The sequence below is a fragment of the Microbacterium soli genome (assembly GCF_039539005.1).
Classification (GTDB): domain Bacteria; phylum Actinomycetota; class Actinomycetes; order Actinomycetales; family Microbacteriaceae; genus Microbacterium; species Microbacterium soli.
Genome location: NZ_BAABCP010000001.1, coordinates 2,199,342 through 2,225,257 on the forward strand (window position 1 = coordinate 2,199,342; position 25,916 = coordinate 2,225,257).

The 25,916-nt window shown below is 70.9% G+C and carries 22 protein-coding genes; 11 read left to right on the plus strand and 11 right to left on the minus strand.

The genetic code is table 11. From position 1 onward, the window contains the following. The first annotated feature begins 99 nt into the window (after positions 1-99). On the plus strand, positions 100-564 hold the full coding sequence (locus ABD770_RS10365) for a molybdopterin-dependent oxidoreductase (protein ID WP_344819476.1): 465 nt from the start codon (positions 100-102) through the stop codon (positions 562-564). Here the strand turns inward: ABD770_RS10365 and ABD770_RS10370 are convergent. Both ABD770_RS10370 and ABD770_RS10375 read right to left on the minus strand, forming a co-directional pair. After that, entirely contained in the window at positions 521-1,891 is a 1,371-nt protein-coding gene (locus ABD770_RS10370) for an aspartate aminotransferase family protein (protein WP_344819477.1), read from the minus strand. The genes ABD770_RS10365 and ABD770_RS10370 overlap by 44 nt on opposite strands. 16 nt (positions 1,892-1,907) lie before the next feature. Further along, positions 1,908-3,458: a CoA-acylating methylmalonate-semialdehyde dehydrogenase gene (locus ABD770_RS10375; protein WP_344819479.1), complete on the minus strand. Its 1,551-nt coding sequence runs from the start codon at positions 3,456-3,458 to the stop codon at positions 1,908-1,910. A 191-nt stretch (positions 3,459-3,649) separates the two neighbouring features. On the opposite strand from ABD770_RS10375, the gene ABD770_RS10380 reads away from it, so the two are divergent. Further along, entirely contained in the window at positions 3,650-5,284 is a 1,635-nt protein-coding gene (locus ABD770_RS10380; protein WP_344819480.1) for a PucR family transcriptional regulator, read from the plus strand. Between the two features lie 86 nt (positions 5,285-5,370). On the opposite strand, the gene ABD770_RS10385 is transcribed toward ABD770_RS10380, so the two are convergent. Both ABD770_RS10385 and pgi read right to left on the minus strand, forming a co-directional pair. Continuing rightward, positions 5,371-6,357 (minus strand): NADPH:quinone reductase, encoded by a 987-nt coding sequence (locus ABD770_RS10385; RefSeq protein WP_344819481.1) that lies wholly within the window; start codon positions 6,355-6,357, stop codon positions 5,371-5,373. 28 nt (positions 6,358-6,385) lie between these two features. Continuing rightward, on the minus strand, positions 6,386-8,068 hold the full coding sequence (gene pgi, locus ABD770_RS10390; protein ID WP_344819482.1) for a glucose-6-phosphate isomerase: 1,683 nt from the start codon (positions 8,066-8,068) through the stop codon (positions 6,386-6,388). Positions 8,069-8,321: 253 nt separating this feature from the next. On the opposite strand from pgi, the gene ABD770_RS10395 reads away from it, so the two are divergent. From ABD770_RS10395 to ABD770_RS10405, 3 genes are read left to right on the plus strand one after another with little or no spacing between them, the layout of a single operon-like run. Next, positions 8,322-9,200, plus strand: coding sequence for an aldo/keto reductase (locus ABD770_RS10395; protein ID WP_344819908.1), 879 nt, complete (start codon positions 8,322-8,324; stop codon positions 9,198-9,200). A gap of 14 nt (positions 9,201-9,214) precedes the next feature. After that, positions 9,215-10,051, plus strand: coding sequence for a sulfurtransferase (locus ABD770_RS10400; RefSeq protein ID WP_344819484.1), 837 nt, complete (start codon positions 9,215-9,217; stop codon positions 10,049-10,051). Between the two features lie 41 nt (positions 10,052-10,092). Continuing rightward, the gene (locus tag ABD770_RS10405; RefSeq protein WP_344819485.1) at positions 10,093-10,464 is read left to right on the plus strand and encodes a PLD nuclease N-terminal domain-containing protein; all 372 of its coding nucleotides are present in this window, start codon (positions 10,093-10,095) and stop codon (positions 10,462-10,464) included. Here the strand turns inward: ABD770_RS10405 and ABD770_RS10410 are convergent. The 6 genes from ABD770_RS10410 to hrpA are packed head-to-tail and all read right to left on the minus strand — an operon-like array spanning position 10,447 to position 18,924. Continuing rightward, on the minus strand, positions 10,447-11,427 hold the full coding sequence (locus ABD770_RS10410; protein ID WP_344819486.1) for an epimerase: 981 nt from the start codon (positions 11,425-11,427) through the stop codon (positions 10,447-10,449). The genes ABD770_RS10405 and ABD770_RS10410 overlap by 18 nt on opposite strands. Then, positions 11,424-12,044 carry a DUF4166 domain-containing protein gene (locus tag ABD770_RS10415; protein ID WP_344819487.1) on the minus strand — a complete coding sequence of 207 codons (621 nt, stop codon included), beginning with the start codon at positions 12,042-12,044 and terminating at the stop codon, positions 11,424-11,426. Before ABD770_RS10415 ends, ABD770_RS10410 begins: the two co-directional genes overlap by 4 nt. A 29-nt stretch (positions 12,045-12,073) precedes the next feature. Then, a complete protein-coding gene (locus ABD770_RS10420; protein ID WP_344819489.1) occupies positions 12,074-12,976 on the minus strand; it encodes an NYN domain-containing protein in 903 nt (300 codons plus the stop codon). Between the two features lie 2 nt (positions 12,977-12,978). Further along, the gene (locus ABD770_RS10425) at positions 12,979-13,968 is read right to left on the minus strand and encodes a Gfo/Idh/MocA family protein (RefSeq protein WP_344819490.1); all 990 of its coding nucleotides are present in this window, start codon (positions 13,966-13,968) and stop codon (positions 12,979-12,981) included. 43 nt (positions 13,969-14,011) lie between these two features. Then, complete coding sequence (locus ABD770_RS10430; RefSeq protein ID WP_344819491.1) at positions 14,012-14,956, minus strand: quinone oxidoreductase family protein; 945 nt, start codon at positions 14,954-14,956, stop codon at positions 14,012-14,014. Positions 14,957-14,973: 17 nt separating this feature from the next. Then, positions 14,974-18,924, minus strand: coding sequence for an ATP-dependent RNA helicase HrpA (gene hrpA / locus ABD770_RS10435; RefSeq protein ID WP_425562749.1), 3,951 nt, complete (start codon positions 18,922-18,924; stop codon positions 14,974-14,976). A gap of 106 nt (positions 18,925-19,030) precedes the next feature. On the opposite strand from hrpA, the gene ABD770_RS10440 reads away from it, so the two are divergent. The 6 genes from ABD770_RS10440 to ABD770_RS10465 all read left to right on the plus strand — a co-directional run bounded on the left by ABD770_RS10440 (position 19,031) and on the right by ABD770_RS10465 (position 24,213). Next, positions 19,031-19,813, plus strand: a complete 783-nt coding sequence (locus ABD770_RS10440) for a CPBP family intramembrane glutamic endopeptidase (RefSeq protein ID WP_344819492.1) — start codon at positions 19,031-19,033, stop codon at positions 19,811-19,813. After that, positions 19,810-20,550: a hypothetical protein gene (locus ABD770_RS10445; protein ID WP_344819493.1), complete on the plus strand. Its 741-nt coding sequence runs from the start codon at positions 19,810-19,812 to the stop codon at positions 20,548-20,550. Before ABD770_RS10440 ends, ABD770_RS10445 begins: the two co-directional genes overlap by 4 nt. Continuing rightward, positions 20,547-20,861 (plus strand): transcriptional regulator, encoded by a 315-nt coding sequence (locus tag ABD770_RS10450; RefSeq protein ID WP_344819494.1) that lies wholly within the window; start codon positions 20,547-20,549, stop codon positions 20,859-20,861. The genes ABD770_RS10445 and ABD770_RS10450 overlap by 4 nt, the downstream gene beginning before the upstream one ends. Positions 20,862-20,865: 4 nt before the next feature. Further along, the gene (locus tag ABD770_RS10455) at positions 20,866-21,702 is read left to right on the plus strand and encodes an aldo/keto reductase (RefSeq protein ID WP_344819495.1); all 837 of its coding nucleotides are present in this window, start codon (positions 20,866-20,868) and stop codon (positions 21,700-21,702) included. A gap of 98 nt (positions 21,703-21,800) precedes the next feature. Next, positions 21,801-22,373, plus strand: coding sequence for an FMN reductase (gene msuE, locus ABD770_RS10460; protein WP_344819496.1), 573 nt, complete (start codon positions 21,801-21,803; stop codon positions 22,371-22,373). 64 nt (positions 22,374-22,437) lie between these two features. Further along, positions 22,438-24,213: a thioredoxin domain-containing protein gene (locus ABD770_RS10465; RefSeq protein WP_344819497.1), complete on the plus strand. Its 1,776-nt coding sequence runs from the start codon at positions 22,438-22,440 to the stop codon at positions 24,211-24,213. 93 nt (positions 24,214-24,306) lie between these two features. Here ABD770_RS10465 and ABD770_RS10470 read toward each other — a convergent pair whose 3' ends face one another. Next, positions 24,307-25,887, minus strand: coding sequence for a dolichyl-phosphate-mannose--protein mannosyltransferase (locus ABD770_RS10470; RefSeq protein ID WP_344819498.1), 1,581 nt, complete (start codon positions 25,885-25,887; stop codon positions 24,307-24,309). Between the last annotated feature and the right edge of the window lie 29 nt (positions 25,888-25,916).

Consider the following 25,916-nt stretch of genomic DNA (forward strand, 5'->3'; position numbering starts at 1 on the left):
CGACGTCGCCGCCCGCCAGGAGATGGCGGCGGAAGTCGTGGCTGGGGTCGAGTGCGACGACCATGATCGCCGGGCCAGCACCTGGCAGAGTCCTTCCCGGTGCTCTCAGCGGGCCCGACACCGTCGGTTGACACGGACGTCTGGGAATCGTCCATCCATGCAGGGGCCGGGAGCACGCGGAGATGGTCCTGGTCCGAGTTCCTCGAGCTTCCGTCAGAGGAGATCACGACAGACATCCACCGCGTCACCAGCTGGACTAAGCTCGGCACCAGCTGGCGCGGCGTGTCGCTGGACACGCTGTTCGCGGACGTGGAGACCGACTTCCGCTTTCTGATGGCCCACTCGTACGGCGGGTACACGACGAATCTCCCCTTGAGGCTGTGCTGGGAGGCAAGGCGTGGATCTCCTATGAGTACGACGGACTGCAATGGACGCGGGTCGTCGAGAGTGAGGTTAGCGCATATGCGTATCCGGCCTTCCGGACGTGGCGTTCACGAGCTCGCGCTGCTGAGCGCTTCGGTCAGGACGCGTGCTCGTCTGCGACCCGGAGTGCGTGGTCGATGACATCCAGCCCGCGGATCAGATCGTCCTCGGAGATCACCAGCGGCGGCGCGACGTGCACGCGGTTGAAGTGCGTGAAGGGCCACAGCCCGCTCTTCCGGCACTCCGCCGCGACGGCGGCGACGGGGGCGGCATCCGGACCCGACGCGTTGAACGGCACCAGCGGTTCCCGGGTCTCCTGATCCCGCACCAGCTCGATGGCCCAGAACAGTCCACGACCCCGCACGTCTCCCACCGACGGATGCCGCCGCGCGATCTCCTGCAGCCTCGGCTCGACGACGCGCGAACCGAGGTCGCGGACGCGGTCCAGGATGCCGTCGCGCTCGAACACCTCGAACGTCGCGACACCAGCCGCGCAGGCGAGCGGATGCCCGGAGTACGTCAGCCCGCCCGGGAACGGCACGGTGTCGAAGTGCGCAGCGATGGGATCGGAGATCACGACACCGCCCAGCGGTACGTAGCCCGAGTTGACGCCCTTCGCGAAGGTGATCAGGTCGGGCACCGCGTTGAAGGCGTCGATCGCGAACCATTCGCCGATGCGGCCGAAGCCGACCATGACCTCGTCGGCGATGTAGACGATGCCGTAGCGGTCGCACAGCTCGCGCACGCCGGGCAGGTACCCGGGCGGCGGGACGAGAACCCCGTTGGTGCCGACGACCGTCTCGATGATCACCGCGGCGATCGTCGAGGCGCCTTCGAGCACGATGGTCTGCTCGAGGTGCTCGAGCGCCCTGGCCGTCTCCTCCTCGGGGGTGGTGGAGTGGAATGGCGAGCGGTACGGATACGGACCGAAGAAGTGCGCCACGGAGCCGTCGGAGGGCTCGTTGGCCCAGCGTCTTGGGTCGCCCGTCAGAGAGATCGCTGTCGAGGTGCTGCCGTGGTAGCTGCGGTACATCGCGAGCACCTTCCGGCGGCCGGTGCACGCGCGGGCCATCCTGACGGCGTTCTCGTTCGCGTCGGCGCCGCCGTTTGTGAAGAACACCTTCTCGAAGCCATCAGGGGCGACCTGGCTGATGCGGCGCGCGAGTTCGCCGCGCACATCATTGGCCAGCGACGGCTGGATCGTCGTGAGACGGCTTGCCTGACGCCGGATGGCCTCGACGAGGTCGGAATGCTGGTGCCCGAGGTTCAGGTTCACCAGCTGACTGGAGAAGTCGAGGTAGCTGTTGCCCGCATAGTCCCAGAACGTCGCTCCCTTCCCTCCGGCGACCGGCAGCGGGTCGATGAGCGCCTGCGCGCTCCAGGAGTGGAAGACGTGGCCCCGGTCGTCGGCGCGCACGGCGGCATCGGCGGACGGATCCGCGGCTGCATGGGCGGGGGTAACGTTCATGATCGTCTCCAGGGTCTCAGGCGTTCTGGGGGAAGCCGAGGTCGATGCCGCCGTGTGTGGCAGGGTCGAGCCACCGCGCGGTGACGGCCTTCTCACGGGTGAAGAAGTCGAAGCCGTGCGCGCCGTAGGCCTTCGCGCTCCCGAACAGCGAGCTCTTCCAGCCGCCGAAGGAGTGGTACGCCACCGGTACGGGGATCGGCACGTTGATGCCGATCATGCCGACCTGGACCTCGGATTGGAACCGGCGGGCGGCGCCGCCGTCATTGGTGAAGATCGCGGTGCCGTTGCCGAATCGTCCGGAGTTGATGAGGTCGACGCCCTCCTGGTACGAGCGCACCCGTACGATGGACAGCACGGGCCCGAAGATCTCGTCGGTGTAGGCCTGCGAGTCCGTCGGCACGCGATCGAGCAGGGTCGGTCCGAACCAGAAGCCGTCCTCGAGGCCGTCGACGCTCAGTCCGCGGCCGTCGACGACGACGTCGGCGCCGTCGGCTTCGGCGATGTCGACGTACCCTGACACCTTTTCGCGGTGTGCGGCGGAGATGAGCGGCCCCATGTCGGGCTCCCCGGCGTCCGTGCCCGCACCATCGCCGACGCGCAGACGCGCGATGCGATCCTGGATCTTCTCCGAGAGCGCATCGGCGATCGTATCGACCGCGAGCACCACGGAGACGGCCATGCAGCGTTCACCGGCCGCGCCGTAGCCGGCGTTGATGGCCTGGTCCGCCACGAGGTCGAGGTCGGCGTCCGGCAGCACCAGCATGTGGTTCTTCGCTCCGCCGAGCGCCTGCACGCGCTTTCCGGTGCGCGACGCCTCCTCGTAGATGTACTGCGCGATGGGCGTCGACCCGACGAACGACACCGACTGCACGGCAGCCGCCTGCAGCAGACCGTCGACGGCGGTCTTGTCGCCCTGCAGGACGGTGAACGCCCCGTCGGGCAGTCCGGCCTCCTGCCACAGTCGTGCCATCCACAGCGCCGCCGACGGGTCCTTCTCGCTGGGCTTGAGGATGACGGAGTTCCCCACCGCGAGGGCGATCGGGAAGAACCACAGCGGAACCATCGCGGGGAAGTTGAACGGCGAGATGATCGCCGTCACGCCCAGCGGCTGCCTGATCGTGTACACGTCCACCCCGGTGGAGGCGTTCTCGCTGTAGCCGCCCTTGGTCAGGGTGGGGAACCCGCACGCGAGGTCGACCACCTCCAGCCCGCGGGCGATCTCTCCCGCGGCATCCGAGAGCACCTTGCCGTGTTCCGCCGTGATGATGGCCGCGAGCTCCTGTCGCCGGCTGCTCAGCAGCTCGCGGAAGGCGAACAGCACCTGCTGGCGCTTGGCGATCGAGTGGCCGCTCCACACCTCGAAACCGCGCTGCGCGGACGCCAGGGCAGCGGCGACGTCGTCCCCGTCGGCGAGGGCGACCTCCGCGGTCGCACGGCCCGTGGCGGGATTGAACACGGGGGCGGTGCGTCCGCCGGCCACGGCGCGTGGCGCGCCGTCGATCCAGTGGCCGACGAGGGGGAGTGCGCCGACGGCCTCGTCGGCGGACGCTGTCTGCGCGTTGGTCATGAGGTTCCTTTCGGAGAACACGGCGCGATCGTCAAGGCGGACAGATCGACCGGATGGTGAAGGAGTGTGCCCTCCCCAGTGTTGCAGGGGGAGGTCGACGGCCGAAGAGTCTGATCGTCGTGAAGTCGCTTCAGTTCCGGACACAATGTCCGGATAGGATGGAGCATCCGCTGGGCGAGAGGGGAACCGAAATGGTCGCGACGGCGACGGAGGGTGGCGCAGGAGACCTGCGCAGGACCGCCGCTCACGGAGCACTGCCGACGGTACGGGAGATCCTGCGCCTGGACGTCGTCGTCGAAGGCGTGCCCGAGGTCCTCAGCGGGTCGGATGCCCTGGACGAGCCGGTCCGTTGGGTGCACGTCTCCGACAGTGCCGGCGTCGCCAGACTGCTCGACGGAGGAGAGCTGCTGCTGTCCACGGGGTCGGGATGGCCGCAGGATCCGGATGCGCTGCGTGCGTTCATCACGGAGCTCGTCGCCGTCGGCGTGGCGGGTCTCATCGTCGAGCTCGGCAGCCACTACCGCTGGGTCCCCGCCGTCATCATCGACGCTGCGCGCGCACACGGACTCGTGCTGGTGGTGCTGCATCACGAGGTGAAGTACGTCACGATCACCGAGGCGGTCCACCGGCTCATCATCGACCGTCAGACCGCCGCGCTGCGCGCCCGCGACGAGGTGCGGGAGCGCTTCACGACGCTCATCCTGCGCGGCTCCCCGGCGGACTTCGTCGTCCGGCAGCTCGCCTCCACTCTCGGCGCGCCGGTCGTTCTCGAGAACCTCGCGCACGAGGTGGTCGCCGACGACGTGCCCCCGGCGAGGGAGGAGGAGCTGCTCTCGGATTGGGAGCGCCTCTCCAGGGCCGCGCACCGCGGCGGACTGTCGTGCGAGCCGATGGTGAAGGACTGGCTGGTCGTGCCCGTCGAGGCGCGCGGCTCGCGTTGGGGGCATCTGGTCGCCCTGCCGGGACCCGAGCATCCGGCCGGCCGGCTGGCGGTGCTGCAGCAGGGAGCGATCGCGCTCGCCCTCGGCAGACTCGCGGACGGGCAGGTCGACGAGTGGGAGAGACAGGCCCGCGGCCGCCTCCTGGACAGGCTGCTCGCGGGGCGCTACACCGGGGCAGCCGGTGCGGCGGCGCGACTGGACGCGGCGGGGTTCCCCATCCGGGGACGGCGTCTGTTCGGGCTCGTCATCTCCCGCGCCGAGGTCTCGACAGCGGCGGCTGATGCGGCGGCGCAGGCCATCCGCGGGAGAGTGATCGTCGGCGCCGCCCCTGCTCGAACCGGGGGCAGGTCCGCCGCCCTGCTGATGTCCCTGCCTCCCGAGGAGGATCTCCTCGACGAGACCGTGATCACCTTCGCTCGCGCGGCGGCGGGAGACGGCGCGGTGGTGTCGGTCGGGTTCCCCGCGACGGGACTCGATGAGGCGCTGCTCTCGCTGAGGGAGGCGATCGAGCTGTCCCGGGGTGGCTCGGTCGGTGGTCCTCGCACGATGTCGGTGCGGCGCACGGACGCGCGGCCGCTCGTGCGACTGGTGACGAGCCTGCGGGAGGACCACCGGTTGCTGGAGCACGGGGATCGGATGCTGGCACCGCTGGTCGAGCACGATCTCCGGCGCGGGGGCGACCTGCTCGACGTGCTGGAGGCCATGCTCGCCCATCCCACCAACCGCACCGCGGCGGCGGCGGCCTCGCACCTGTCCCGTTCGGTGTTCTATCAGCGCATCGCGCTCATCGAGCAGCTTCTGGGGCTGGATCTCGACGATGGTGAGACGCAGACCGCGCTGCACTTGGCCCTGCTGGTGCGCCGCGGCGGGGTGATGCCGCGCTGATGCGCTCGTGCGCGGGGCGACACGACCGATTCCACCTCCACGGCACCCGCATTCGCCGGCACTGGCGCACTCCCGGACGGATGCCGTCAGGGGACGATCACGATCCTCCCGGTGACGTCACCGGATTCCATCGCGCGGTGCGCCGCGGCTGTCTCGTCGAGGTGGAACGTCGCACCCACCCGAGCTCGCAGCCGGCCCGCGGCCAGCAGACTGTTGACGACGCGGGCGCTGTCGGCCAGGTCCGTCACGGAGGCGTTGCTGATGGCGAAGCCGAGCAGGCTGATGTCGCGCGTGTAGACGGCGCCGATGGGAAGAACCGGACGAGCGGTCATCCCGGCCATGAGGATGACCCGGCCGCCCTGCCGCATCCTCGGCAGAAGCGCGGAGAAGTCGTGCCGGCCGCTGTTGTCCCACCAGACGTCGATGCCGTCCGGCGCGGCCCGGGCGATCTGCTCGTCCACGTCGTCGGCCGCGTAGTCGATCACGACGCGCGCACCCAGCGACAGGCACCAGTCCGCGTCCCGCGCGGATGCGGATGCGATGACCGTCGCGCCCCGGTGCGCGGCGAGCTGGATCACCGCGCTGCCGACACCGCCGCCGCCCCCGGCGACGAACAGCACTTCTCCCGGCTGGAGGCGGGCATGACGCGACAGCCCGAGATGGGCGGTGGAGGCCGTGTGCAGGAGCGGTGCGGCATCGAGTGCGGAGACGCCGTCCGGGAGACGGTAGAGCCGGTCGATCCCCACGACGACGAGTTCGCTCAGCGCGCCCTGGCGCCCGCCGTGCCCCAGACTGCTGGTCCACACCCGTGTGCCGGGGGCGAGCCCGGGCACGCCGAAGCCGACGGCGTCGACGATCCCGACCAGGTCCCTGCCGAGGACGAACGGGAACGGCGTCGGGGTGTCGTAGGCGCCGGATCGGACGAACAGGTCGACGTGGTCGACGGCGCTCGCCTCCATGCGCACGAGCACGTCCGTCGGGCCGAGATCGGGCACGGGGACGGGCCCGATCTGGATCCGGTCCACCCCACCGCGCTCGCGGATGAAGGCCGCCTTCGTCGTTCGCCGCTGCATGATGTCTCCGGGGCGCCGCAGCCGCCGCTCAGCCCTTGCGGTGCTCCCGGTAGTACGCCAGCAGTGCCTGGGTGGATGCGTCCTGCGCGGCCAGCGCAGCCGCGTCGCCCTCGATGGCGGGAGCGATCTGCAGCGCCAGCTGCTTGCCGAGCTCCACGCCCCACTGGTCGAAGGAGTTGATGCCCCAGATCACACCCTGCGTGAAGGTGATGTGCTCGTACAGGGCGATCAGCTGACCGAGCACCGACGGGGTCAGCGACGGTGCGAAGATCGACGTGGTGGGGCGGTTGCCGCTGAACGTGCGCGCGGCGACGAGGGGACCCGTGGTGCCCTCGGCCTCGACCTCCTCGGCCGTCTTGCCGAAGGCGAGCGCCCTGGTCTGGGCGAGGAAGTTCGCCAGGAACAGCCCGTGCACGTCGCGGCCGCCGTCCTGCAGGGGGTAGGCGGGGTTGACGAAGGCGATGAAGTCGGCGGGGATCAGGCGGGTGCCCTGGTGGATCAGCTGGTAGAACGCGTGCTGGCCGTTGGTACCGGGCTCGCCCCAGAACACCTCGCCGGTGCTCGTGGTGACCGGCGAGCCGTCCCACCGCACCGACTTGCCGTTGGACTCCATGGTCAGCTGCTGCAGGTATGCGGCGAAGCGGCTCAGCTGCTGCGCGTAGGGCAGCACGGCGTGCGACTGCGCGCCCAGGAAGTTCGAGTACCAGACGTTCAGGAGCCCCATCAGCACGGGCACGTTCTGCGCGAGGGGAGTGGTGCGCACATGCTCGTCGACGGCGTGGAAGCCCGAAAGCAGCTCGCGGAACCGCTCCGGGCCGAAGACCACGGCCAGCGACAGGCCGATCGCCGAGTCGACCGAGTAGCGGCCACCGACCCAGTCCCAGAAGCCGAAGGCGTTGGAGGGGTCGATGCCGAAGGCCGCCACCTTGTCGAGCGCGGTGGAGACGGCCACGAAATGGTGCGCGACGGCATCCGTCCGGCTCTGCTCGTCGTCGCCGATGGCGCCGGATGCCGCGAGGCCCGCCCACATCCAGTCACGGGCCAGGCGCGCATTGGTGAGCGTCTCCAGCGTCGTGAAGGTCTTGGACGCGACGATGAACAGCGTGGTCTCGGGATCGAGATCCGCGGTCTTCTGCGCGAGGTCGGTGGGGTCGATGTTCGACACGAACCGGGCCTGGATCCCGGCATCCGCGTAGGGCTTGAGCGCCTCATACACCATGACGGGCCCGAGGTCCGAGCCGCCGATGCCGATGTTCACGACGTGCGTGACCTTCTTGCCCGTCACTCCCAGCCAGCCTCCCGAGCGCACCCGGTCGGCGAAGGCGGACAGCGCGTCGAGCACGGACTGCACGTCGGCGTCGACATCCTGGCCGTCCACGACCAGGGCGGGGGAGGCGCCGGCGGGGCGGCGCAGGGCGGTGTGCAGCACCGCGCGGTCCTCGGTGGTGTTGATGTGGGCGCCGGACAGCATCGCCGCGAAGCGCTCGGCCACGCCGGTCTGCTCGGCCAGACGCACGAGGGATGCGAGGATCTCGTCGGTGACGAGGTTCTTCGACAGGTCCACATGCAGGTCCGCCAGCGGGAGGCTCAGGCGCCGCACTCGGTCGGGATCGGTCGCGAACCAGTCGCGCAGATCGGGGGAGAAGCCCTCGCTCGCGGCGGTGAGCTCTGCCCAGGCAGGGGTGGTGGTCGCATCGATCGGAGCGGTCATGACAGCTACGTTAGTGCCAGTGGGAGCACTCGGACGCGAGATTGCCGGCCGGCTCGCCCAGGGCTCCCTCACAGGATCGCGGACCAGCATCCCGGCGGGCCGGTGAAGGCGCCGGGAGACGGGGTCGCGCGGGCCCTGCGCACGGTAGCGTTGACGCTGAGCGACGTCGTGCGGTGACGCCGAACGTGATCCAGGAGGAACAGTGAAGACAGTCCCGTTCGCAGGCGCGGCCGCCCCTGCCGTCATCGCGGGGATGATGCGCATCCCCGACAAGACCGATGCCGAGGTCCGAGAGCTGTACGACACCGCGCGCGCGGCGGGCATCGACTTCTTCGACCACGCCGACATCTACGGCGGCGCCATGCACGTGTGCGAGGACCGCTTCGCGTCGGCGCTGCAGCTGACGCCCTCCGAGCGCGACGAGATCACCCTGCAGACCAAGTGCGGTATCGTGCCGGCCGAGCAGATGTTCGACTTCTCCTACGAGCACATCATCACTCAGGTCGAGGGGTCGCTGAAGGCCCTGCGGACCGACCGCATCGACGTGCTGCTGCTGCACCGCCCGGACGCGCTCGTGGAGCCCGAGGAGGTCGCCCGCGCCTTCGACGAGCTGGAGTCCTCCGGCAAGGTGCGCGCCTTCGGCGTCTCCAATCACACGCCCCGTCAGATCGACCTGCTGCGCACGGCGGTGCGTCAGCCGCTGGTGGCCGACCAGCTGCAGCTGTCCATCACGCACTCGCCGATCATCGCGCAGGGGGTGGCGGCGAACATGTCCGGCGAGGACCAGAGCATCGTCCGCGATGGGGGCGGGATCGTCGAGTACTGCCGCATCAACGGCATCACCATCCAGGCATGGTCGCCGTTCCAGGCCGGGTTCTTCGACGGCGTGTTCCTCGGCAGTCCGAAGCACGCCGAGCTGAACGCCGTGATCGACCGGCTGGCGGCGAAGCACTCCGTGGAGCCGATCGCCATCGCGACCGCCTGGATCACCCGCCACCCGGCGCACATGCAGGTCGTGCTGGGCACCACCACCCCGCAGCGGGTGACGGATGCCGCCGCCGGCGCCGACGTCGAACTCAGCCGCGCCGAGTGGTACGAGCTGTTCCGCGCGGCCGGGCACCTCCTTCCCTGAGATCGGAGCCCGCCATGACCGCACGCGATCCGCTCATCGACGTCGTCGAGCTCCAGGAGCGGCTGAACGACGTGCACGTGCTCGACGCGCGCTGGCGACTCGGCCACGACGACGGGCACGAACGGTATCTGGCCGGACACATCCCCGGGGCCGTGTTCGTCGACGTCGACCGGGAGCTGTCCCGCCACGGCCGGCCGGCCGAGGGACGGCATCCGCTTCCGGATGACGCGGCGCTCGCCGAAGCCGCGCGACGCTGGGGCATCCGCGCCGGACGGACCGTCGTCGTCTACGACGATGCGCGCATGCTGCCCGCGTCCCGCGCCTGGTGGGCGCTGCGGCGGGCGGGGCTCGCCGACGTCCGGGTGCTGGACGGGGGCTGGCGGGCCTGGCTGGCAGCCGACGGCCCGATCGAGACCGGTCAGGTGCGCGTCGCGGAGGGCGACGCGGTGCTCGGCTCTCCGGGATCGTCCGGCACCGTCGACACCGCCGGCGCGGCGGCCTGGCCGCGGACCGGCGTGCTGCTGGATGCCCGCGCACCGGAACGCTATCGCGGGGAGACCGAGCCGGTCGATCCGATCCCCGGCCACATCCCCGGCGCGATGAACCTGCCCATCGGCCGGATGCTCACGGCCGACGGGCGGTTCCGACCCGCGTCCGAGATCTCGGCCGCCTTCGATGAGGTCGGCGCCGACGGCAGCATGCCGATCGCGGCATACTGCGGGTCGGGGATCACCGCGGCCCAGCTGGCCCTGGCCGGCGCCGTCATCGGCCGGGACGTGACGGTGTACCCGGGATCGTGGAGCGCCTGGTCGAACACGCCGGGCCTGCCGATCGCCACGGGTGAGGGATGACCGGGTGTCACAACGAGGCGCGGTTCGTCTAATCTGAGAGCATGGCGGTGCTGATCTGGCTGATGGTCATGGCGCTGATGGTGTTCGCGCTCGTGGACATCATCCGTCGTGACGATGCGCAGGTGAAGTACATGCCGAAGTTCGTCTGGCTGCTGCTGGTGATCCTGCTGCCGTTCATCGGCAGTGTGCTGTGGTTCGGGATCGGGCGCGAGTACCCCGAGGGTGGGGCGCGGTTCGAGCGCCCCGTGCGGTGGACGAGGACGGCTCCGCCGGTCGTGCCCTCCGTTCCGGTCGACACCCGCACGACGGAGGAGCAGATCGCCGACCTCGACCGGGAGATCCAGGAGTGGCGGTTGCGTGAGGAGATCGCCAAGCGCAAGCGTGAGCGCGGCGAGTCAGCGGGCGGCGACTGAGCGCAGCGACGCCCGCACGGCCTCATCCAGATCGGGGTGCTGGAAGACGTACCCCGCCTCGACGAGTCTGGCCGGCAGCACCCATCGGCTCTTGAGGATCAGCTCGGTCTCGGTGCGGATGCCCATGGCGCCGATCTCCAGCATCCATCGCGGCTGCGGCGGGCCGAAGCGCACGCCGAGAGCGCGGCGCACGGATGCCATGAACGCGACGTTGTCGACGGGGTTCGGCGCGGACGCGTTCACCGCGCCGTCGAGCTCGGGGTGCTGCTCGAGGAAGTCGATGATGCCGACCACGTCGTCGATGTGGATCCAGCTGAAGCGCTGGCGTCCGCCTCGCGCCCCCGGCAGATGCGCGGTGCCCGCCGCGCGCCGGGCCCTCGTGACTGGCCATCGGCCGTCGAGCTGCGTGCCGCCGAGCCCCAGTCGGGCGAGCCTGCGCAGCGGACCCAGCACGCCGCCGTCCCCCAGCACGATGGCGGTGCGCAGCGCCACGCGCCGCGTGGCGGGCAGCTCCTCGGCGAATAGCGCGTGCTCCCAGGCCCTGGCCACGTCCACGGAGAAACCGGTGCCCAGTTCGCCCTCGGCCTCGGTCATGGGACGGTCCTCGGCGTGGCGGTAGATCGTCGCCGTCGAGGAGTTGATCCACAGCGGGGGAGGCGCGGTGGCCCGAGCGATCGCACCGCTCAACGCGGCGGTGGTGTCCAGCCGGGAGTTGAGGATCTCCGCGCGGTTCGCCGGTGTGTACCGGCAGCTCACGCTCCGACCGGCCAGCCCGATCACCAGGGCTGCACCGTCGACGGCGGCGTCGATGCCGCGCTGATCCGACCAGGTGAGATCGGCACCGGAGCGGGAGACCGTGACGAGCTCGCGCCCCCGCGCACGATAGGCGTCCTGCAGGTGCCGCCCGACGAACCCCGTCGAACCGCCGAGCACGACCCGGCCCGGCTGCGCCGCCTCGGTCATCGCACGTCCTCCTCGATGCGGTACGTGAAGGTGCCCTCGTACTCGTACAGTCTGCCGAGGAGCGGCATGTCGACGGTCAGTGCGACGCGTTGGCGGCCGGCGGGCTTCTCGGCGCTCTCCCGCAGCCGCACGATCGGGGCGATGAACCACGGGAGCGTCACGCGCATCCAGCCGAGCCGGATGCCCACGGCCGAGCTGCGCAGCGTGAGCGCGCCGCCGTCCGTGGACGCCTCGAACGAGACGGCCAGCGTGGTGGGCTCACCCAGCTGATCCAGCACTCGCCCGCGCGGACGGGCGCTCACGGCGTCCTTCATGGTCCAGTCGCCGTCAGGCAGGTGCAGGATGCGCACCCCCACGGCCTTGCCCGCCACCGTGCGGTTGTACACGGTGAAGGGGACGTCGTGATGCCAGCCGGCGTGCACGACGCCGTGCCTCTGCAGCATCCGCAGCAGTGGCCACAGCCAGCGGCGCGGGGTGCCCACGCGCTCGAACACCCCTTCGCCGACGCCGATCCTGCCGCGGGGGATCGCGGAGAAGTACGTGCGCAGTGACGGATGCAGCTGCGCACGATGCTCGCCCAGTGCCCGCAGATACGGGGACTGCGGCACGTGTTCCATGCTTCGAGGTTAGCGTCAGGCCGACGGGGTCAGCGCTCACGCAGACGGACGAGCCGCTCGTGGCCGCTCTCCGAGAGCTCGGCGATGTCCTCCCGGGAGCGCAGGAAGTCGTTGAAGGACCGGAATCCGAGCGCTTTCTCGCTGAAAGACGGGTCCATGCGGCGCATCTGCGTCTTCACCGCCGAGGCGTGCAGCCACTCATCGGCATCCGACTTGTCGTGCCCGAGCTGCAGCGCCCGCTCCAGCAGGAGCGTGGCCTCGCCCTGCTCGTCGGCCTTGGCCGCGGCCTTGGCCTTGCGCGTGGCGGCGGGCTTCTGGGAGGCCCGGCTCTTGCCGTCCTTCTCCGCGCCGACGGCCTCCTTCTGCGGACGCTGCACACCCGGCAGCGAGTCGTAGCTGGCGAACTCGTCGCATGCGGCGGCCAGCGACTTCGCGGTGGACCCGGCCACACCGACGCCGATGACGTAGCGTCCCAGCCGCTTGCAGCGCTGTGCGAGCGGCACGTAGTCGCTGTCCCCGGCCACGACGACGACATGTGTGAGGTCGGGCAGGCGGAACATGTCCTCGACGGCGTCCACGGCCAATCGGATGTCGGCGCCGTTCTTCGCGTACGCCGCAGCGGGGAACAGCTGCACGAGATCGACGGCGCGCGCCACGAGCTGCGAGCGGTACTCGGCGTTGACCGGCGAGGACCAGTCGGCATAGGCACGCGTGAGCACGAGGGTGCCGTACGAGGAGGCGTAGTCGATGATCGCGCCGACTTCGATCATCGCCTGCTTCAACCGCTCGGCGACCTCCTTGTCATGCGGGTCCTCCGCGATCCGCTGACGGTCCTTGCCGTAGGCGTTACGACCGTGCACACGGTCGTACCAGGACAGGACGACGTTGTCGAAGTCGAGGTAGACCGCGACGCGTCCGGTGCTGTCGGCCATGTTCAACGCTCCTCCGGGTAGACGACGCCGACCTGACGGCGGATCTCATCGAGCGTTCCCATGATGGCGACGGACTCGGCGATCGGCAGTGCCAGCCCGCCTCCTGCCGGGTCGCCCCGGGTGACGGCGGCTTCGGCGGCGAGGGCCTGGTACTGCATGCCGCGGCCCTCGACCTGCGACCGGTACTCCTCCAGGACCGTGCCGTCCGAGGCGATGACGCGGAAGGACGTCGGCGTGTACCAGACCCGGTCGAGCTCGATCCTCGCCTCCGTGCCGATCACGGCCGCCGTGTTGGGGCCTGCCACGCGCGAGGAGGACAGACTCGTGGAGATCGCGCCGCCGGAGTGGGTCATGATCGTCGCGACCTCGGCATCCGCTCCTGTCTCGATGAGGCGGGCGGTCGCCGTGATCGTGGTCGGCTCGCCCAGCACGTCCCACATGAACGAGATCGGGTAGACCCCGAGGTCCAGCAGTGCGCCGCCGCCGAGCTCGATGGCGTTGAGCCGGTGCGCGGGGTCGGCGGAGATCCGCTGGGTGTGATCGGCGGTCACCGCGCGGATCTCCCCGAGCGTGCCGGCGGCGATGATCTCGCGCAGCCGCACCATGTGCGGCAGATACCTCGTCCACATCGCCTCCATGGCGAGCAGGCCCCTCTCCGCGGCGAGGTGCTGCAGATCCTCCGCCTGGGCGCGGTTGATCGTGAACGCCTTCTCGACGAGGACGTGCTTGCCGTGCTCCAGAGCCAGGCGCGCGTTCGCGTGGTGCATCGGGTGGGGTGTGGCGACGTAGACGATGTCGATGTCAGGGTCGGAGACCAGCGCCTCATACGAGGAGTGGACCCTGGAGATGTCGAACCGGGCGGCGAACGCGGCGGCCGATTCCTGACTGCGCGAGCCCACCGCCACCAGGTCCAGGCCCGCAGTGCGCAGGTCGGATGCGAAGGAGGCGGCGATGCCGCCGGTGGCGAGGATTCCCCAACGAAGACCGGTCATGCTTCCAGCGTATCGGCGTGGACGGCAGGAGAGGGGCAGGGTGTCAGGGGACCAGGATGATCTTGCCGGAGGAGGCGCGCTGCTCGATGAGCTCGTGCGCGCGTGCCGCCTCGGACAGCGGCAGCCGGGGGCCGAGCTCGATCTGGAAGTCCCCGGCGGCGATGAGGTTGATCGCCACGCCCACCGCCTCGCGACGCCAGGCCAGCTGCTGTGGGGAGAGCGGGGTCGGGCTGCCTCCGGAGTACGCCTGGATGCCGAAGTCAGCGGCATCCGGGCCGCGGACGATCGTCGCGATGCGCGCGCGGTCGGGGACCAGCTCGAGGGAGGTGCGGATGGCCTCGTCGGTGCCCGCGCAGTCCAGCGCGACCGTGACGCCGTTCGGCGCCGCCGCGCGCACGCGGTCGGCCAGTCCGTCGCCGTACGCGACGGGCACGGCGCCCAGTGCGCGCAGACGCTCGTGTCGCGCGGGGCCGGTCGTCGCGATGACCGTGGCGCCCCACAGCACCGCGAACTGCACGGCGGCCTGCCCGACCGCTCCGGAACCGGCGTGCACGAGCAGCGTGTCCCCGCTGCGGACGCCCAGTGAGCGCAGCGACTGGTACGCCGTGCCGACGGGGATGCTCAGGGCGGCGCCCTCCGCGGCGGTCACGCCATCCAGCAGCCGGGTGACGTCCTCGACCCGGGCGGCCAGCGCCGTCGCGTACGTGCCCCGGGTGTCGCCGATGGCGACGCGCTCGCCGACCGCGAACCCGCTTACACCCTCTCCGACGGCGGTGATCGTCCCCGCGCCGTCGAAGCCGACCCGGCGGGGCTCGGTGATCGGAGGCAGCGGACGGATGCCGGCGCGCTGCTTCACATCGATGGGGTTGACCCCGGCGGCCTCGATCCGGACGACCACCTCCCCGGGTCCTGCGACCGGGTCGGGGACCTCCACCAGGCGGAGGACGTCAGGGGCGCCGAGTTCTGAGTGGACGATCGCGCGAGCCATGGACTCAGGCTAACCGTTCACTGCGCGGCGAGCACCTTCATGATCCGCTGCGGCGACACCGGCTGCGCGGTGCCCAGGCGCTGTGCGAACAGGCTGATGCGGTACTCCTCGAGCATCCATCGCGCCTCGACGAGGGGCGCGGTGGCACCGGCGTCCAGCGGGACCGTGCCGCCCGCGTCGGCGAACGCCTTCGCCATCCGTTCGAACTCGGTCATCCTCGTGCGGTCCCTGCCGGGGTCGTTCGCGAGCGTCTTCAGCCTCTCCAGCATGCCGTCCAGGTATCGGGGCAGATGCGCCAGACGCTCCGCCCCCGTCGCGGAGATGAAACCGGGGCGGATGAGGGCGGACAGCTGGGAGCGGATGTCGTTCAGCGGGCCCAGCAGAGCGAGCGAGCTCTGCGACCTGATGCCGCGCTCCACGGCGCGGCCCTTCGTGAGGATGACGGCGATGAGCGAGACGCAGGAGAACAGCGCATCCACGAGAGCGGCGTTGACGGCGTCCCGCACGCGGCGGAACTCGGCCTCGCCGCGGATCGCTCCGCCGGGCGCCTCGGCCTCGATCAGACGCCGTGCCACGGCCATGCGGGCGTCCTCGATCAGCGTCGCGACATTCTGGTACGGCGAGGCCGCCAATGCCAGCTTCTCCGCCGCGGTGAGGTGGTTCTGCACATACGAGGCCGGGGAGGGCACGTTCAGCAGTACGAGGCGCAGCACCCCGTCACGGGTGGCGGACGCCGCGGCATCCGCCGTCGCCTCCAGCCGGATCGATACCGTCGCCCCACGGTCGACGATCGCCGGGTAGCCGCGCACCACGCCGCCGGCGACCTTCGTGTCGAGCACGTCGGGAAGATCACCGAAGCTCCACTCGGTCAGACCGTCGCGCTCGATCGGGCCGCGAGAGGATGCGGCGGCGACGGCTGCGGCGTCCGGCCGGCGGGCCCGTGCGGTGGGGGTGTTCGGGCGCGTGATCGTTCGCGCCACACTTCGCCGCGAACGGTCCGACAGGCGCTGCTGGAGCGCTGCGAGATCCCGGTCCGAGCCGACCACGCGCCCGCGCTCGTCGACGGCGCGGAAGTTCATCAGCAGATGGCCGGGGACTCGTGCGTCGTCGAAGTCGGCGGCGGAGACCGGCTGATTGGCCAGCGGCTGGATGAGGCGGGCCAAGGACTCCTTCAGGGTGTGCTCCGGGACGCCGGCATGCTTCTCCGGGCCGTCCTCGGCGAGCTGCTCCCCGAGCTTCGCGGCCCAGTCCGCTGCGGGGACGACGTGCCGGCGGATGGCCTTGGGGAGAGCGCGCAGCAGGGCCGTGATGAGTTCATCGCGCAGCCCGGGGACCTGCCAGTCGAAGCCGGTGTCGCGGATCTGCTGCAGCAGCGCCAGCGGGAGGACCGCGCTCACCCCGTCGTCCTCGGCCCCCGGTTCGAAGCGGTAGGCGAGGCCCAGCACCTGGTCGCCCTGCGTCCAGCGGGTGGGGAACTCCGACTGGTCGGCGCGGTCCTCATCGGCGACGAGGTCGCTCTCGCGCATGACCAGCAGCTTCGGCGTCTGCTGCAGCGCATCGCGCCACCACTTCTCGAACGATCGCACGTCGAACACCTCGTGCGGGATGCGCTCGTCGTAGAACGCGAAGACCGTCTCGTCGCCGGCGAGGATGTCGCGGCGGCGCTCGCGCTCCTCGAGCTTCTCCAGGCGGCGCCGCAGCTCGGCGTTGGCGCGCCAGAAGGCGCCGACCCTCTTGTCGATGCGCGACGGATCCCACTCGCCCTCGACCAGCGCGTGCCGCACGAACAGTTCACGCGCGCCCGCCCGGTCGATGCGGGCGAACTGCACGCGGCGGCGGGGGATGATCTCGACGCCGAACAGCGTCACCTTCTCGTAGGCGACTGCGGCGCCGGCGTCCTTCGACCAGTGCGGCTCGGCGACCTGTCGTTTGGCGAGGTCGCCCGCCAGCGCCTCCGCCCAGGCCGGGTCGATGGCCGCCACCGTGCGCGCGTAGGTGCGCGAGGTCTCGACGATCTCGGCGGCCATGACCGCCTGCGGCGCCTTCCTGCGCAGCCCGGACCCAGGGAAGATCGAGAAGCGGATGCCGCGGGCGCCGCGGTACTCGGCGATGCGGCGCTTCTCGCCCTTCTTCGGCGTGCCCCGGCTCGCCCCGGTTGCCGCGGTGCGCTCGTCGAGCACGCCGATCTGGGAGAGGAGTCCGGCCAGGATGGCGCGGTGGACGGCATCCGGGTCGGTCTCCGAGCCGGTCGCGTCACCGGCATCCGCCGCGCGCCGGGGCACGTGCACCAGCCGCTTGAGCTGGCGGTGCACGTCGAACCACTCGCGCACGCGCACGTAGTTCAGGTGCTCGCTGCGGCACAGCCGCCGGAACGCGCTGGAGCCCAGCTCCTTCTGCTTCTCGCGCAGGTGCCGCCACAGGTTCAGCAGTGTGAGGAAGTCGCTGGTCGGGTCGATGAAGCGCGCGTGCATGCGGTCGGCCTCATCGCGCACCGACGGCGGCGCATCGGCCGACGGGCGCTCGCGCACGTCCTGGATGGACAGGCCCGCGACGATCGCGAGCACGTCGCGCAGGACACCCGATCCGGTGTTCGTCCGGGCGGCCTCGACGAGCATCCGGGCGAACCGCGGATCCATCGGCATCCGTGAGATCTCGCGGCCGATGCGCGTGAGCCGTGGCTGCGCTCCGCGGGCGGTCTCGACCGCACCGATCTCGGTGAGCAGGTCGAGGGCGGCGCGCACGCCGCGCGAATCCGGCGGGGTGAGGAAGGGGTACTCGGAGATGTCGCCGAAGCCGAGGGAGAGCATCTGCAGCACGACGGATGCCAGCGACGTGCGCAGGATCTCGGGCTCGGTGAACTCCGGCCGCCGCTCGTAGTCGTCCTCGCCGTACAGCCGGATGGCGATGCCGTCGCTCGTGCGTCCGGCACGGCCCGAGCGCTGATTCGCGGAGGCCTGCGAGACGGCCTCGATGGGCAGGCGCTGCACCTTGGAGCGGGCGCTGTACCGCGAGATGCGCGCGGTGCCCGTGTCGATCACGTACTTGATGCCGGGCACGGTCAGGCTCGTCTCGGCGACGTTGGTGGCCAGCACCACGCGACGGCGCAGCCCTGCGACCTTCGAACGCTCGAACACCCGGTGCTGCTCGGCGGCCGACAGTCGCCCGTACAGCGGCAGGACCTCGACGGGCGAGGTCCGAGAGCGGTAGGCGGCGCGGACGGCCTCGGCCGCATCCCGGATCTCGGCCTCGCCGGGCAGGAAGACCAGCACGTCGCCGGGAGCCTCGCGGTCCAGCTCCCGCAGCGCCGCGACGATGGCGGTGACCTCGTCATCGGGTCCGGCGGCGGTGTCGGCATCGGCATCGTCCATCGGGGGTCGGTATCGGATCTCCACGGGATAGGTGCGACCGGACACCTCGATGATCGGCGCGGGCTCGCCGTCCGCCGAGGCGAAGTGCTTCGCGAAGCTGGCGGGGTCGATGGTCGCCGAGGTGATGATCACCTTCAGGTCGGGGCGCTCGGGGAGGATGCGGCGCAGGTAGCCCAGCAGGAAGTCGACGTTCAGCGAGCGCTCGTGGGCCTCGTCGATGATGATCGTGTCGTAGCGCGCCAGCTGCCGGTCGTGGTGGATCTCGTTGAGTAGGATGCCATCGGTCATGAGGGCGATGCGGGTGGCATCCGACACCTGGTCGGTGAAGCGCACCTTGTAGCCGACGAGGCCGCCGAGCTCCGCCCCCAGCTCCTCGGCGACGCGCTCGGCGATCGTGCGCGCGGCCAAGCGCCTCGGCTGCGTGTGCGCGATGCGCTCGCGACCCAGCTCCAGGCAGATCTTGGGCAGCTGGGTGGTCTTGCCCGACCCCGTGGCGCCGGCGACGATGACGACCTGGTGATCGCGGATGGCGTCGGCGATCTCATCCCGCGCCGCGCTGACGGGCAGCTCGGGAGGGTAGGAGATCACGGGCGATGACATAGCCCTCCAGTCTAGAACGTGCGCCGGAGCGCAGACCGCGTGCGACGCCTGCGGCGCGCAGGCGGTCTCATTGACTTACAAAGGACTTTGCATTACAAAGTTAACCATGATGACCATCGAACAGACCACCCGGACCCGTTTGGCCTGGGGGCTCCCGCTGCTGCGGGTGGGCCTGGTCGCCGCGGCATCCGCCCTCACCTGGCTGCTGGTCGTGCTCGTCGACCCCGGCGTCGTGTTCCCGCCGCCGTCGATGCTGTCGGCCGTGGCGATGCTGCCGGTCAACGTCGTGAGCCTCGTGCTCGTCGTGCGGCTGGTCCGCAGCGAGGGGGAGCGGGTCCGCGAGGTGCTCGGCTTCGAGCGCCGTCGAATCGGCCGGGACCTGCTGTGGGGTCTGCTGTGGCTCGCCGTGCTGTACCTGCCGTTCACCGGAGCGATCATGCTCGTGGTGTGGCTGCAGCACGGAGATCGGATGTTCGACGCGATGGAGACCGTGTTCTTCGACCCGGCGGCGATGCCGACGCTGAACCCGATCGCCTGGGGCGTGATCGGGGTCGTCGCCGCGCTGACCTTCGCCCCGCTGAACGCCCCCGCCGAGGAACTGGTGTACCGCGGCTGGTCGCAGCGCGTGCTGGCCCGCCGATGGCCCATCGCGCTCGCGATCGTCGTGCCGGCGGCCGTCTTCGCGCTGCAGCACGTCTGGTACGCCCCCACGCCCGATGCCGTCCTCGCGTTCCTCGCCGCCTTCTTCGTCTGGGGGCTGGGATCGGGGATCATCTACCTCCGGCAGCGCCGGCTCATGCCGATCCTGTTCGCGCACGGCTTCGTGAACCTGTTCTTCTCGCTGCCGGCGCTGGCGATGCCCTTCCTGCCCGCGGAGCTGCTTCCGTGATCCCCGCAGGCCACGACCGCACCGAGGACGGAGACGACATGCGCGATCGCGACGACCTGAACGACCACGATGACGCGTTCGATCAGGACGACCCAGCACTGGACCCGCGCGACATGCTCGCGCTCGTGGACGATCAGCAGCGCAGCATCGCAGGCCGCGTCGGCGCCTTCGTCCCCTATGTGCTGCTGGTGTGGGGTCTGGCCTGGCTGCTGGGCTTCGGCGCGCTGTGGCTGGCGTACGCGGACGACCCCGTCCTGCCCGTCTCAGTGGCCGCGCCGATCGTGATCGGGCTGTTCCTGACCGCCGGCGCGCTGTCCGCGGTCCTCGCCCTGCGCTCGGCCCGCGGTGTGCGCGGGGCCCCGAAGGACAAGACGTTCAGCGGCGTCGTCTACGGCCAGGCCTGGTGGGTGGGCGCCCTGGCGATCTTCGCGATCGGGCAGGCGCTCACCGTCGCCGGCATGGACCGTGAGCTGCTGGATCTGCTGTATCCGGCGATGTACATGTTCTTCGCCGGGGTCATGTTCGCCATGGCCGCGATCATCTGGCGCGCGGTGCCGATGCTCGTCCTCGGAGGCTGGGCGGTGCTGCTCAGCGCCGCGGCTGCCTTCGCCGGGACCGGCGGGCAGTACCTCGTCCACGCGCTCGGCGGCGGAGGGATGCTGCTGGCCCTCGGCGTGTGGACCTGGGCGTGGGGCAGGCGCGCCCGACGTCGCGTGTCCGCGGGGCCCGCGGCATGAACGAACTCGACCCCGTCATCCACGCCACGTCCCGGCTGCGGATCACGGCCGCTCTCGCGACGCTCGCGGACGGCGAGAGCATCGCCTTCCCGCGGCTGCAGGAGTTGTTGGAGATGACCTCCGGCAACCTCTCCACCCACCTGCGCAGGCTGGAGGATGCCGGTTACGTGCTCTCCGAGAAGGCCTTTCTCGGCGTCAAGCCCGTCACCTACCTGTCCTTGACGACAGCGGGTCGGCGCGCCTTCGAGGACTACACGACGCAGCTGCGCGCGCTGCTCGGCGACATCCGGCCGCCGGGACGAATACGCTGAGAGGATGACGATCCCCACTCTCGAGTTCAACGATGGAAACCACATCCCCCAGCTCGGCTACGGTGTCTTCCTCGTGCCGCCGGCTGAGGCGGAGCGCGCGGTCAGCGAGGCGCTGGAGGCCGGGTACCGGCACATCGACACCGCCGCGATCTACCGCAACGAGGAGGGGGTGGGTGCGGCGATCGCCCGCAGCGGCATCCCGCGCGAGGAGCTCTTCATCACGACGAAGCTGTGGAACGACCGCCACCACGGCGACGAGCCCGACAAGGCCATCGCGGAGAGTCTGGAGCGGCTCGGGCTGGAGCACGTCGACCTGTACCTCGTGCACTGGCCGACCCCGGCGAAGGACGACTACGTGCACGCGTGGGAGAAGATGATCGGCATCCGTGAGCGCGGCCTGGTCCGCTCCATCGGCGTCTCCAACCACCTCGTGCCGCACCTCGAGCGCATCGTCGCCGAGACCGGCGTCGTCCCCGCCGTGAACCAGATCGAGCTGCATCCCGCCCACCAGCAGCGCGAGATCACCGAATGGGCGGCCGCCCACGGCGTGCGCATCGAATCCTGGGGTCCGCTCGGACAGGGCAAGTACGACCTGTTCGGCACGGGCCCGGTGGCCGCCGCCGCGGAGGCCACCGGCCGCACCCCCGCGCAGGTCGTGCTGCGCTGGCACCTTCAGAAGGGCTTCATCGTCTTCCCGAAGTCCGTGCATGCCGAGCGGATGCGCGAGAACCTCGACGTGTTCGGCTTCGAGCTCGACGACGCGCAGATGGCCGCCATCGACGCCCTCGACCCGCTGGACGGGTCCGGCCGTGTGGGCTCGCATCCGAACGATGTGAACTGACCGCATCCGTCGGATCACAGGTTTCATCCGATTCCGCTGCATGACGCCCCGTGTCACCCGCCGTGACGCGGGGCGTCCTGCTCAGTACCGTCGGAGGCATGCCAGCCCCCTATAGCGTCGTCGTCGTGTCCGGATCCCTGCATGAGCCCAGCAAGACCACGGCTCTGCTGCGCGCCATCGCGGACGCCGTCGCCGCGCGGATCGAGGTCGACGTGCGGGTCATCGAGATCACCCGCATCGGGCCGGGACTGGCGGGCGCGCTGCGCCGCGACGATCTGCCCGCGGATGTGGAGGCGCAGCTGCGCGCCGTCGAGGAGGCCGACCTGCTCATCGTCGGCAGCCCCGTCTACCGCGCGTCCTTCACAGGGCTGTTCAAGCACCTGTTCGACTTCATCGGGCAGTACGCGCTGGTGGGCAAGCCCGTGCTGCTGGCGGCCACCGGCGGCGGGGAGCGGCACGCGCTGATCATCGAGCACCAGCTGCGACCGCTGTTCGCCTTCTTCCAGGCGCTGACCCTGCCGCTGGGCGTGTACGCCAGCAACACCGACTTCGACGGCTACGAGATCTCCTCGGCACCGATCCTGTCCCGCATCAACCTGGCGGCTGAGCGCGCCGTCCCGCTGATCGGCTTCTCATCGGTGGCGGACCCGCGGGCGCTCGCAGCCTTCTGACCCGCGCGCACCGGTCGCGGGTGATCCGCCCCTGCGGGCGGCTGCGCGGCGTACCGTGGGGGCCATGACGAACCGGCTCGCCGACACCCTCAGCCCCTATCTGCGCGCGCACGCCGACAACCCGGTGGACTGGCATCCCTGGGGCCAGGAGGCCTTCGACGAGGCGCGACGGCGCGATGTGCCGCTGCTGATCTCCATCGGGTACTCCACGTGTCACTGGTGTCATGTCATGGCCCGCGAGTCGTTCTCCGACGAGGCCACGGCCGCACAGATCAACGACGGGTTCGTGGCGGTCAAGATCGACCGCGAGGAGCATCCCGCCGTCGATGCGGCGTTCATGGCCTCGGCATCCGCCTTCACGCAGAACCTCGGCTGGCCGCTGACGGTGTTCACCACGCCGCAGGGCGCCGCGTTCTACGCCGGCACGTATTGGCCCTCCCGAGCGCGGGGCGGCACGCCGGCGTTCCGCGACGTCCTCACGGCGGTGCGGGAGGCGTGGACCGATCGGCATGCCGAGGTGGTGTCCTCGGCGGAGGCCGTCGTCGAGGCGCTGCGCGCCGCCGCGCACGCGCCCGAGTCCGGCGTCCCCGATGCACGGGCGCTGCGCGACGCGGCGACGTCGATCATCGAGCGCGAGGATCGAGAGTTCGGCGGGTTCGGCGGCGCGCCGAAGTTCCCGATGGCCACCGCGCTGCGGTTCCTGCAGCATCCGGCGGCGGGCGGGGCGGATGCCGTGGACCGCGCGCTGGAGGCGATGGCGGCATCCGAGCTGCGGGATGCGGTCGACGGCGGCTTCTTCCGCTATGCCACCGGACGGGACTGGACGGTGCCCCACTACGAGCGCATGCTGACCGACAACGCCCAGCTGCTGCAGGTGGCGCTGGATGCCGAGCGGGAGGACATCGTGCGCGGCATCGCGGACTTCCTGCTGAACGTCCTGCGACGCGACGGTGGGGCCTTCGGGGCCGCGCAGGACTCGGAGTCGTGGATCGGCGGCGAGCGCAGCGAGGGCGGGTACTACCGGCGGGATGCCGCAGGGCGTGCCGCGCTGGAGCCGCCGACGGTCGACGGCAAGGTGATCACCGGCTGGAACGGGCTCGCGATCGGTGCGCTGGCACGGGCCGGTGCCGTGCTGGACGAGCCGGGCTGGATCGATGCGGCCGCCTCCGCCGCGGAGCGCGTGCTCACGGTCAATCGCTCCGCGGGGGAGCTGGTGCGCTCGTCGCTGGACGGCCGGGCTGCGACAGCCGTCGCCACGGAAGCCGACCTGGGCCTGCTGGCGGACGGTCTGTTCTCACTGGCGCTCGCGACCGGCGACGCCTCCTGGGCGATGCGGGGCCTGGAGGTGCTGGGCGCCCAGGCGGACCCGGACCCCGTGCTCGCGGCGCAGGGGATCGTCCGCGGAGCCGACGACGGCGACGGTGATCTGCCGTCGGGGCCGGCGGCGCTGGCATCCGCCCATCTGACGGCCTGGCTGCTGGGGGCGGGCCAGGAGCATCGGGTGCGGGCGGACCGGCTCGTCGCGGGCGTCGCGGGGCGCGCGCTCCAGCACCCGATCGCCTACGGTGCGATCCTGCGCGTCGCGGCCGGGCTGGCTGTGCCGCCGCGGCAGGTCGTCGCCGTGATCTCCACCCGCGACGGCGCGCTGGCAGACCGGGCGCGGGAGGCCGACGCCGACGTGATCGCCGTGGTCACACCCGCGCAGGCGCGGGCGTTCGCGGATGCCGGGTTCGAGCTGTTCGAAGGTCGGGACGTCTCCGACGGCGTGGTCTACGACTGCCGTGATTTCGTGTGCAGGATGCCGGTCGCCGAGCCCCGGGAGCTGGCCCTCAGCCGCTGACCCCCTCCCTGCCCGCTCCCGTCGCAGGCTCTCCTGTCGTCAGTGAATCTCCTGTTCTCGGCGACGCCGCGGAGCACGCCGCCGCGACCGCTGTCAGATCCAGCCCGGCAGCCAATTGTGGATGAGCCAGAACTCGTACGGCACGCTCATCCCCGTCCACACCGGGTAGTAGAACGCCGAGACCAGCAGCACGACGCACAGGTACACGACGACCGTGCGCTGCCCCGCCTGCCGCCGATGCAGCGGGGCGTCCGCGGAGCCGGCCAGCGTGCGCAGCGCGACGGCCAGCCCGATCACGAGGAACGGCGCCATCGAGATCGTGTAGAACTGGAAGATCGTCCGGCTGCCGACCAGCAGCCATGGCACGTAGGTGGCGATCAGCCCCGCGAGAGGGAACGTGATCGCGGGCCCCGCCGGGGCGCGCTCGATGAGCCCCCGCACGAACCGCAGCAGCAGGTACACCGCAGCGGCGACGCTTGCGTACCAGATCAGCGGGTTCGGCACGGAGGAGACCACGGCGATGCAGTGGTCGACGCCGCATCCGGAGGGATCCTCTCCCACCCAGATCGCCGTGGGCCGCAGCAGCAGCGGCCACTGCCAGGCCGGGCTCGCATACGGATGCGGGCTGGCCAGCCCGACGTGGAAGCTCAGGATCGCCTCGTGATACTTCCACAGCGCGACCAGCGGGTTGGCATCCGCATCCCGGTCGTAGCCCCCGGCGGTGACGAGCCAGCCCGTCCAGGAGACGAGGTACGTCGCCAGGGCGGGGCCGACCAGCAGCAGGAAGGATGCCGGGCCCTGGCGGAGCACGGCATCCGTCGGCCACAGCACGACACCCGCGCGGCGGCGCGCGAGCGCGTCGACGACGACCGTGTACAGGCCGAACACCGCCAGCGCGTACACGCCCGACCACTTCACCGCGGAGGCCGCCCCGAACGCGACGCCCGCGGCGATCAGCCACGGCCGCGCCCACAGCACGGGACCCGTCATGCGGGTCCTGCCGTCCGCGTCGTGCTCCCCGCCGACAGCGGCGACCGCGCGGGCGGCCGGCACCGCCAGGGTGCGGCGACGATCCAGGAGCACGAACAGCGTGCCGAGCATGATGAAGAACGTGAGGATGCCGTCCAGCAGGGCGATGCGGCTGAGGACGATGCCGAGGCCGTCGACGGCCAGCAGCCCGGCGGCGATGCCGGCGACGGCGCGCGAACGGGTCAGCAGCAGGGCGACGAGGTAGACGAGCAGCACGGTCAGCGAGCCCAGCAGCGCCGTCGTCACCCGCCATCCGAAACTGGAGCCGGGACCGAACACGGCCATGCCGAGGGCGATGATCCACTTGCCGAGCGGGGGATGCACGACGAACGACGCGGCCGTCCGCATGGCGGAGACGTCGCCGTCCGGCAGCTGCGCGTCCGCGCCCTCGCCCCATTTCCCCTCATAGCCCAGATTCCACAGCGACCAGGCGTCCTTCACGTAGTACGTCTCGTCGAACATGATCTGGTGCGGATGCGCGAGGTGCACCAGCCGCAGCACCGCCGCGAGCACGGTGATCAGCACGGGGGCGAGCACCCCCCGCAGTCGCGCACGGGCGGGATCCCCCATCGTGCGGTCGCGCAGACGCTCCCACAGCGTCGCCCGCTCAGCGGTCGGCGGCAGCAGGGGGGCGGGCGAGCTCACCCGATCAGCCTAGGATGTCCGGTCGGCGT